This is a genomic window from Peloplasma aerotolerans (assembly GCF_030012175.1).
Classification (GTDB): domain Bacteria; phylum Bacillota_I; class Bacilli_A; order Acholeplasmatales; family Acholeplasmataceae; genus Peloplasma; species Peloplasma aerotolerans.
Map to the genome: position 1 here is coordinate 1 of NZ_JASCXW010000053.1, position 5898 is coordinate 5898.

Annotated in this window: 7 protein-coding genes; all 7 read left to right on the top strand. The window is 33.6% G+C overall.

The window, feature by feature from the left end; genetic code table 11:
- Positions 1–36: 36 nt before the first annotated feature.
- The 7 genes from QJ521_RS09210 (at position 37) to dnaJ (ending at position 5891) form a co-directional block, all read left to right on the top strand.
- Positions 37–204, top strand: coding sequence for a 4Fe-4S ferredoxin (locus QJ521_RS09210; RefSeq protein ID WP_282840193.1), 168 nt, complete (start codon positions 37–39; stop codon positions 202–204).
- A 157-nt stretch (positions 205–361) separates the two neighbouring features.
- Positions 362–511 (top strand): 50S ribosomal protein L33, encoded by a 150-nt coding sequence (rpmG, locus tag QJ521_RS09215; RefSeq protein ID WP_282840194.1) that lies wholly within the window; start codon positions 362–364, stop codon positions 509–511.
- 34 nt (positions 512–545) lie between these two features.
- Entirely contained in the window at positions 546–1160 is a 615-nt protein-coding gene (locus tag QJ521_RS09220) for an MBL fold metallo-hydrolase (protein WP_282840195.1), read from the top strand.
- A 121-nt stretch (positions 1161–1281) separates the two neighbouring features.
- Positions 1282–2301 carry a heat-inducible transcriptional repressor HrcA gene (hrcA, locus tag QJ521_RS09225; RefSeq protein ID WP_282840196.1) on the top strand — a complete coding sequence of 340 codons (1020 nt, stop codon included), beginning with the start codon at positions 1282–1284 and terminating at the stop codon, positions 2299–2301.
- Between the two features lie 5 nt (positions 2302–2306).
- Positions 2307–2909, top strand: coding sequence for a nucleotide exchange factor GrpE (gene grpE / locus QJ521_RS09230; RefSeq protein ID WP_282840197.1), 603 nt, complete (start codon positions 2307–2309; stop codon positions 2907–2909).
- On the top strand, positions 2893–4725 hold the full coding sequence (dnaK, locus tag QJ521_RS09235) for a molecular chaperone DnaK (RefSeq protein ID WP_282840198.1): 1833 nt from the start codon (positions 2893–2895) through the stop codon (positions 4723–4725). The genes grpE and dnaK overlap by 17 nt, the downstream gene beginning before the upstream one ends.
- A gap of 44 nt (positions 4726–4769) precedes the next feature.
- Positions 4770–5891 (top strand): molecular chaperone DnaJ, encoded by a 1122-nt coding sequence (dnaJ, locus tag QJ521_RS09240; protein WP_282840199.1) that lies wholly within the window; start codon positions 4770–4772, stop codon positions 5889–5891.
- Positions 5892–5898 lie beyond the last annotated feature (7 nt).

Here is a 5898-nt window from a genome sequence, read left to right on the forward strand (position 1 = left end):
AATAGTATTATATTAAACGATATGGAGGATTAGAATATGCCAAGAAGAATTACTGATGTATGTATTGCGTGTGGTGCATGTGTTGCTGAATGTCCAGTTGACTGCATATCAGAAGGCGATATTTATGTGATCGATGAAGATATTTGTATTGATTGTGGAGCATGCCAAGAAGTATGTCCTACTGATGCAATTATCGAAGTATAGAAGTATAATTAATTAAAAAAAGGATTCTTAAAAAATGAGTGGTCACGTTTTGTGGCCATTTTGTCTATCAACAAATGAATTTTTACAAAAGAAGGAAAAATGATTGATATTGTTTGATTGTTTTGTTATAATGTTACCGTACGTTTGGAGGGATATCATGCGAGACCTAGTCAAATTGGTTTGTACAGAATGTGGCGAAGAAAATTATCATACTAATAAAAATAAGAAAACGACACCAGAGCGTTTAGAAATGAAAAAATACTGCCCACGTGAAAGAAAATATACAATCCACAGAGAAAAGAAATAAGCTATTCTAGGAATAGTTTTTTTTCTTAGAAATCATGAATAAATTTAAAGAAAACGAAACATTTGCCCATACATATTTAATATGCCGCTTTGATACATGTTATTTAATAGATCCCTCACATGACATGGATGAAATCAATCAAGCGTTATCGGGTAGAACACTTGCAGGCATTTTAATCACACATGCTCATTATGATCATATAGACTTAATTGGTGAATTCACAGCGCCTATTTATATGCATAAAGAAGATGCGCATTTGCTGTTTGAAGACAAATATAACGGATATTCTCCGAAAAATCATCCTTACAGGAGAAAAGATTTAAACCTTAATTATGTAAATCATATGGATAAGATTCCTTTTGCCGATCAATTTATCGAGGTGTTTCATACACCTGGGCATACGAAGGGTAGTTTATGTTTTTTATATGATCAAAAATTATTTACAGGTGATACGTTATTTAAAGAAAGTGTCGGTCGACATGATTTATATTCCGGGTCATTACCAGAATTAAGAAAAAGCACAATATTTTTATGTGGTTTACCAAGCAACATAAAAGTTTATCCTGGTCATGATGAACAAACAACGATTCGTTATGAACAGAAGAATAACCCCTTTTACTTAAAATGGACGAAACAATCAACTAAATAAAGACACTATGTGTCTTTTATTTTTTTTGTATAAAATAGCACATAATACTTGACAGTGCCAAATAATTATAATACAATAAAACTGGCACAAAGTTAAGATGAGTGCTAAATGAGGTGTATGAATGATTACAAGTAGACAAAAACTAATTCTAAAAGCAATCATTGAGGTATATGTGAGAGATGCACAACCTGTTGGCTCAAAGTCACTTACACTAATGCCTTATTTAAATTTTTCTAGCGCAACTTTACGTTATGATATGGCACAACTAGAAGAGTTGGGTTATCTAGAAAAGACGCATACATCATCAGGACGTGTACCATCTGAAAAGGGATATCGATACTACGTTGAACACTTAGTGACTCGAGATTCACAAGTTATGGATTCATTTCCATTAATTGATGAAGTCTTCGCTAAAAATAAAATTGCTAGAGAACATGCTGTTGAAGAAGCAATTCATTTATTAAGTCAGTTGACAAATTATACAGCAATGGCTGTTGGACCATCGAGTAACGAAAATACGATTAAGAAAATTGATTTTATTCCAATTGGAGAACATGATGCCGTTATATTAATTGTTACAGATCAAGGACATGTACAACATCAAAATATTAGTATTCCAGAAGAGATTAATATTAGTGAACTAAAAGAAGTCATTAAGACACTTGATGATTTGCTAAGGAATCGAATTATCAGTGAAGCAAGTGATATTTTGCAGGCTGAATTTGCGAAAAAAGAAATTGAATCATTTATTGATTATCAGTCACAATTAATGAATTCATTTATTCATGCATTTGCAAAATTTGCAGAAGAAAATTTTTATTTATCAGGTGTTACCAATGTATTTGACCAACCAGAATTCCATAATGTCATGCATGTTAAAAACTTTGTCGACATGCTAGACCGAAGGGAATTAGTCAAATTAATAGGTAATCATGATGGCTTAAGTATTAGGTTTGGTAGTGATTTACAACTTATTCCAATGGAAAATTGTACAGTCATATCAGTTCCTTATCGGATAAGCGATCATGAACATGGAACGATAGCGGTCTTAGGACCAACGCGAATGGAATATAGTAAGGTCATACCTTTAGTTGAGTACATCGCGAGTAATTTAGGCAAACTATATAAAAGTAAAGGATGATGAAAATGGAAGATAATAAAGAAAAAGAGATTAAAAAAGAAGTGAAACAAGAAACTTCAAAAGAACAACCTGTTGAAACACCAGTTGAAGACAAAGATACATCAAGCAAGAGAGAAAAGAAAAACAAGCATAAAGAGCAATTAGAGAATCTAGAAAATGAAATCAATCAATTGAAAGATAAATTGCTACGCAATGCAGCAGAACTTGAAAACTTTAAAAAAAGGATGAATCAAGAGCGTATTAATGACCGAAAGTATGCTTCTAAAACTTTGATTTCAGATATTCTAAATCCTTTGGACCAACTTAACAAAGTTGTTAATATGCCAACGGATAATGAAGCACTTAAGAATTTTTTAATCGGGTTCAAAATGATTAATGATCAGTTTTATAATATACTGTTTCAAGATGGTTTAAAAGAAATTGAAGCACTAAATCAAATGTTTGATCCAAAAGTACATTATGCAATAGAAAAAACAAGTGATAAAGAAAAACCGAATGGAATCAACCTTGAGGTCATTCAAAAAGGATATACATACAAAGAACAATTATTAAGACCAGCCATGGTTAAAGTAAATGAATGGAGTGATGAAAATGGCAAAGACGAATAAAATTATAGGTATAGATTTAGGAACAACAAATTCAGTAGTATCCATCATGGAAGGTGGAGAAGCGAAAGTTATTCCAAATGCAGAAGGTGGTAGAACAACACCATCAGTAGTCGCATTTAAAGGGGATGACATCAGTGTAGGTGAAGTTGCTAAACGTCAAGTGATAACAAATCCTAACACGGTTAGTTCAATCAAACGACATATGGGTGATTTGGGCTACAAAGTAGATATTCAAGGCAAAAAATATACACCACAAGAAATTTCAGCAATGATTCTTCAAAACTTGAAGAAAACGGCAGAAGATTATTTAGGTGCAACTGTGACGCAAGCAGTAATTACTGTACCTGCATATTTTAATGACGCACAGCGTCAAGCAACAAAAGATGCTGGTAAAATTGCAGGACTTGAAGTTAAACGTATTATTAATGAACCAACAGCTGCAGCTTTAGCTTATGGTATTGATAAAACGGATAAAGAACAAACAGTGTTAGTATTTGACTTAGGTGGAGGTACATTCGACGTATCTATCTTAAGACTTGCTGATGGTACGTTTGAAGTTATTTCTACATCAGGAGATAATAAATTAGGTGGAGATGATTTTGACCAACTTATTATTGATTATCTTGTAGCAGAATTTAAAAAAGATAATGGCGTAGACGTATCAAAAGATAAGATGGCTATTCAAAGACTTAAGGACGCAGCTGAGAAAGCAAAAAAAGAATTAAGTGGAGTAACAAGTTCACAAATTTCTTTACCATTTATTACAATGGGTGATTCAGGTCCATTACACATGGAAATGAACTTGACGCGAGCTAAATTTAATGAGTTGACATCTAAGTTAGTAGAACGTTGTGTAGGACCTACACGTCGTGCACTGTCTGATGCAAAATTAACTCAAAAAGATATTGATCAAGTCTTATTAGTTGGTGGTTCAACACGGATCCCAGCAGTACAAGACATGGTTAAAAGAGAATTAAATAAAGAGCCTAATAAGAGTGTTAACCCTGATGAAGTTGTAGCAATGGGTGCAGCAATTCAAGGTGGCGTACTTTCCGGTGATGTTAAAGATGTATTATTACTTGATGTTACACCATTATCATTAGGTATTGAAACTTTAGGTGGTGTATTTACGAAGTTAATTGAAAGAAATACAACCATTCCAACATCAAAATCTCAAGTTTTCTCAACAGCAGCAGATAATCAACCAGCTGTAGATATTCATGTTCTACAGGGTGAAAGATCAATGGCAGCTGATAATAAGACTTTAGGACGTTTCCAATTAAAAGATATTCCTGCAGCACCAAGAGGTGTACCTCAAATTGAAGTAAGCTTCGATATTGATGCTAATGGTATTGTAAATGTTAAAGCGAAAGATTTAGGAACAAATAAAGAACAAAAAATTACGATTACAGGTACTGAATCTTTATCAAAAGAAGAAATTGAACGTATGGTTAAAGAGGCTGAGGAGCAAGCAGAAAGTGATAAGAAGAAACGTGAAGAAGCAGACCTTAGAAATGAATCATCAAGTCTAATTTTCCAAACTCAAAAAGCAATTGAAGACTTGAAAGAGGATATTGATGAACCGACCAAAACTAAACTCCAAGATTTAATTAAGGATTTAGAAGAAGCACTTAATGGCAGTGATATCGATTTAATCAAACAAAAGAAAGAAGCGCTTGAAAAAGATGCTCAAGAAGTTGCGACTAAAGCGTATCAAAAAGCTCAAGAGCAACAACAAGCACAAAATCCTGATCAAGGCGAAAATACAGACAAAAAAGACGACAACACTGTCGATGCTGAGTTTGAAGAAAAATAATAGAGTAGGACTTTTGTCCTACTTTAAACTATGGAGTTGATGTTATGGCAGATAAAAGAGATTATTATGATGTATTAGGTGTCAATAAAAACGCAAGTGATGATGAAATTAAAAAAGCTTATCGTACACTTGCTAAAAAATATCACCCAGATGTATCTAAAGAAGCAGATGCAGAAACAAAATTCAAAGAAGTTCAAGAAGCTTATGATGCTTTAAGTGATGCTCAAAAAAGAGCTGCTTATGACCAATATGGTCATCAAGGCAATCCTTTTGGAGCTGGCGGACAAGGTTTTGGTGGATTTGACTTCGGTGGTGGTGGCTTTGGGGATATCTTTAGCCAGTTTTTTGGCGGAGGTAACAGACAAAGACAAAACTACAATGGCCCACAACGTGGTGATGATTTAGAACGAACAATTACAATTGATTTTATGGAAGCAGTTTTAGGAACTAAAAAAACTTTGAATGTTGAAATAGATGAAGAATGTCATGTTTGTCATGGTATTGGTGCTGAATCTTCTAAAGATGTTGAAGTTTGTGACCGTTGTCATGGTGATGGTTTTATTAATGTAGAACAACGCACAATGTTTGGTGCAATGCGGACACAACAAACTTGTCCAAAATGTGGAGGACAAGGTAAAGTTATTACTAAACGTTGTTCAACATGTAATGGTCGCGGACGTGTTAAAACAGCTAAAACTGTTGATGTTAATATACCCGCAGGTGTAGATAATAACATGTCACTAAAAGTAGCTGGTTACGGTAATGGTGGTACTAAAGGTGGAGGACAAGGTGACTTGTACCTAAACTTTAGAGTACGTCCTCATAAAGTCTTTAGAAGACAAAATGATGATATAGTTTTAGAAGTTCCAATTACTTATATTCAAGCTGTTTTGGGAACAACCATTGAAATACCAACGATTTATGGTGATGTAAATTTAAAGATTCCTGCTGGAATTGAACATGGAACCATACTGCGTATGCGCGAAAAAGGTGTACAAAATGTTAGGTCTAAACGAAAAGGTGATCAACAAGTTATTGTTAGAATTAAGACACCTAAAAATATTTCCGCACAAGAAAAGAAACTATACGAACAACTTGATAAACTAGAAACAAAAGAAAAAGAATCAGGTTGGGAAAAATTTAAGAATCTATTTAAAAATAATTAACAATAAG